The following is a 3,447-nucleotide window of genomic DNA, read 5'->3' as shown; positions in this document are numbered from 1 at the left end:
ATTATTGACTTTTAAATTATTAATACTTAGGTGATTTATCATTATTTTCATCAGAGCTGATGAATTGGCTTGGATAATCGACATTAATAATCTTTCTTTGTAGTTATCTTTTAGATCACTAGCCTTGAGTGCCAGCATCTCTTTTTTTATTTTTTCATAAGTTTTGAGTCGATAGCAGTTGTCAATTTTGTTTAGGTTGGCAATCGATTCTATCAAAGAGTCATTAGGTAATTCATGGCTAATACCCTTCTGACTTCTGGAAATCTCTGTTTTGTCGACATCCCATAAATTTTTTATGTGACCGATAATACGGAGTCCATTGCTTAAAATGCAGGAATATAAATCACTATTCTTACCAGAGCATCTATCAGGATGAAAATATTTTGTCAACGTTTTAATAATGTACTCTACATTTGAATTGTCTGTATTTTGATCAATCTTCAATATGTTGGCTAACAGAAACTTGAATATTTTTTTTTCATTATCAGTTATCGTAACTTCGTTGTCTAATTTGTTTAGAATTGATTCCATGAAGTTTCCGACACCTTTAAGTTCCCTTAAAGATTCTTGTAAATTGATCTTCTTCGATCTTTTTTGCTTATTGAGCTCTTTTAGAGCGTCTTGTATTTCTTTTGAATCAGCAATATTACTCTCTATCGCTCTGCAGAAATTTTCAGCATGCCTGTTTGATCTATCAAAAAAATCAGAGGTTTGAGCAAGAGTGGGTAATATATGAATGAATTCAATAGTTCTTTCATTGATAGGTGTGTCATTCGGAAGTTTACTGGAATATTTAAGGTTTTGCTGATCATAAACTTTCATGAGTTTAATTTTTAAATCGGGTTCCACAGATTTGCCATTGCCTGAATGCATCAGGTAGGCACCTCTGTCATGTACGTCAAACAGGACCTTTGAAATTAAACCAAGCGCTTCCATGTTCATAATTTTGAGCTTCCTTTCATTAATTTTTTGTAAATGGTTTTTAGAATTTACTATTGATTGAATTATTCATTAGACTTCTGCTTGTACTAAAAGTTCAATTAAGAGCATTTTTGGGCCAATCTGTGACTCCCTCGCACCAGCGTGGGAACGCATACCTGACTCACCATAACCGATCCACCTCTAACAAACCTTCAACGCCGACGTAATTACTTGCGCTGGGATAACTCCGTTACTCCGCCCTATCGACATTACCTCTTTTCACCGGGTTTTGATGAATAGCCACAAGGTGAAGATAATTTTCAAGAATGACATAAGCGTGCATTTTCATCCCTCCTCGCTACGGGCACTGTTCTCGGTCAGCGCTCCCGGCGCGAGAGCTTCATCAATGCCTTTTTGCAGGCTTTCATTTTTGCAGTCGTTGTTGCGAACTCTGAGGCTGTATCAGGGTTGCTCTGTGTACACTACGTCAGCACCATAGGCAAATGCGTAGCGCATGTTTTCAGGGTTCCGGCAGGCGATAGGAGTTCCGGTTTCATACTACAGATGCTCTGTTCAGTGCACGGTCGGGCATTAGATCAGTGTGAAAACGACAGAAAATAAGCAGTTTGTGACGGTGTGGTCAGGGAAAAGCGGGCCCGACAGAACATCGGGCCGGAAAGAACCCGGGATCTTACTTGATCTTGTATTCTTTGTACTCAACGTGCTTGCGTACAACCGGGTCGTACTTTTTGAACACCAGCTTGTCTGGAGTGTTACGCTTGTTTTTGGTTGTGGTGTAGTAGTGACCAGTGCCAGCCGACGAAACCAGCTTGATCTTTTCACGAATACCTTTAGCCATGACTGATTGCTCCCGCTATCTTAGATTTTTTGACCGTTACCACGCAGTTCGGCCAGAACGGTGTCGATACCTTTCTTGTCGATGATGCGCATGCCTTTAGCGGATACACGCAGGCGAACGAAACGCTTCTCGCTCTCTACCCAGAAACGCTTGTGGTGCAGGTTGGGCACGAAACGACGCTTGGTCTTGTTGTGCGCGTGGGAAACGTTGTTCCCGGTAACCGGGCGCTTGCCGGTAACCTGACAAACTTTGGACATAGTAGTGGCCTCTCAAACCAAAAAAACCCAGCCATGAGGCCGGAGGATTCCGTTGTTCGTTTTCGGGCAGGTCTGCCCAATGTCAAGAGTCAGAACTCTCAGCAGCTACCCATATACAAAGACCGCGCTTTATATCAAAGTCAAGGCTTTGGTGCAAGTTGGGCGCTATTTTCGGTCAGGCTCCTGCCGGACTGAAAAGTCAGTTTTGCAAGGAGTCGCAGGCTGAATTATCCACTGATTTGAAAGGAATCTATAGTGGTAAAAAACGATATTTGTGGCGTCAGGGTACCTGATTATCACGTACCTGTGTTGTAGGAAACCTTTTGAATCTTGCCAGCATTATACCCATCGCCATTGGAGATGCGGGAATGTTGACTGCTCCGGTCGGATTCACATAATGCCTTGCTCCGCCAGAGAAACCGATATGCCTTTACCAATGATAATATGGTCCAGTAGTCTGATATCCAGCAATGCCAGTGCTTTCTTGAGGGTTTCGGTGATTCTTATATCAGCCTGACTGGGCTGTGGGTCACCCGATGGATGATTATGGCTGGCTATAACGGCCGCTGCGTTGAGCTCCAGGGCTCTTTTTACCACCTCTCTGGGGTAGACAGGCGCCGCATCAAGTGTGCCCTGAAACAGGGTTTCCAGAGCCAGAACCCGGTGCCGTGTGTCCAGAAAAAGGCAGGCAAACTCTTCTCTTTGACAGCCCCTGAAATGCAGCTGAAGATATTGACGGGTGGCATCCGGGCAGTTGATCGTGCTTTGCTCAGACATTTTTTCAGAGAGTACTCTCTGACAGATTTCGAGAATGGCACTGAGCTCAGTCGCTTTTGCTTTTCCAAGGCCTTTTAAAGTTTGTAATTGCGCAGGTGTTGCACAAAGCAAACCACTCAGTGATTGAAAGTGCTGAATCAGCTGGGACGCGAGGGTCAGGACATGAGTGCCTTTGTAGCCAGTGCGAAGTAGAATTGCCAACAGCTCAGCATCGCTGAGTGCCTGAGGCCCGCGAGAGATCAGCTTTTCCCTGGGACGTTCCTCTTCCGGAAGTGCTTTTATGGCTGTGCCCTGAAGGTGTTGAGTCATAAGGTCTGAAGTATCGACTGTTAAGTTGGTGCCACTTCAGACACAATAAAACCCGGAAAATTCCCAAAACCCGGAAAATTCCCTGATTTGTCGAATGAGCGTACAACCCCGTACTTTTTAACGCCGCATCAGCGAAGCGCAGAACTTTTAGTAATTGAGAGTCATGAATCAAAAGAGGCGACATCTACAATGACACAGGGTGTTCTCTGTCTCCTCTGTCTCTGTTTGTGTCTGAGTTTGTGTCTGTGTCTGCTCTGTCTCTGTTTGATTCTGTGACTGTGTTTCTGTCTCTGTTTGAGTCTGTGACTGTGTTTCTGTCTCTGT

At 44.0% G+C, this 3,447-nt stretch carries 4 protein-coding genes and 1 pseudogene; all 5 read right to left on the bottom strand.

What is annotated here, in order from left to right:
* On the bottom strand, nt 1-942 hold a 942-nt coding region (locus KDK17_RS13440; RefSeq protein WP_257288264.1), incomplete at its 3' end, for a hypothetical protein.
* A gap of 363 nt (nt 943-1,305) precedes the next feature.
* Nucleotides 1,306-1,478: pseudogene (locus KDK17_RS13435) on the bottom strand (U32 family peptidase); the annotation flags it as partial.
* Between the two features lie 134 nt (nt 1,479-1,612).
* Nucleotides 1,613-1,780, bottom strand: coding sequence for a 50S ribosomal protein L33 (gene rpmG, locus KDK17_RS13430; RefSeq protein WP_034834535.1), 168 nt, complete (start codon nt 1,778-1,780; stop codon nt 1,613-1,615).
* A 20-nt stretch (nt 1,781-1,800) separates the two neighbouring features.
* Complete coding sequence (rpmB, locus tag KDK17_RS13425; protein ID WP_257254239.1) at nt 1,801-2,037, bottom strand: 50S ribosomal protein L28; 237 nt, start codon at nt 2,035-2,037, stop codon at nt 1,801-1,803.
* A gap of 390 nt (nt 2,038-2,427) precedes the next feature.
* Entirely contained in the window at nt 2,428-3,123 is a 696-nt protein-coding gene (gene radC, locus KDK17_RS13420) for a DNA repair protein RadC (protein WP_257254240.1), read from the bottom strand.
* Between the last annotated feature and the right edge of the window lie 324 nt (nt 3,124-3,447).

This window comes from Endozoicomonas sp. SESOKO2 (assembly GCF_024606245.1).
In the GTDB taxonomy this organism is placed as follows: domain Bacteria; phylum Pseudomonadota; class Gammaproteobacteria; order Pseudomonadales; family Endozoicomonadaceae; genus Endozoicomonas_A.
This window is presented reverse-complemented; position numbering and strand designations above follow the sequence as displayed.

What these genes read in the sequence shown, in the direction of transcription:
- rpmG (WP_034834535.1), bottom strand. Translation starts at nt 1,780, where the DNA reads ATGGCTAAAGGTATTCGTGAAAAGATCAAGCTGGTTTCGTCGGCTGGC.
- rpmB (WP_257254239.1), bottom strand. Translation starts at nt 2,037, where the DNA reads ATGTCCAAAGTTTGTCAGGTTACCGGCAAGCGCCCGGTTACCGGGAAC.
- radC (WP_257254240.1), bottom strand. Translation starts at nt 3,123, where the DNA reads ATGACTCAACACCTTCAGGGCACAGCCATAAAAGCACTTCCGGAAGAG.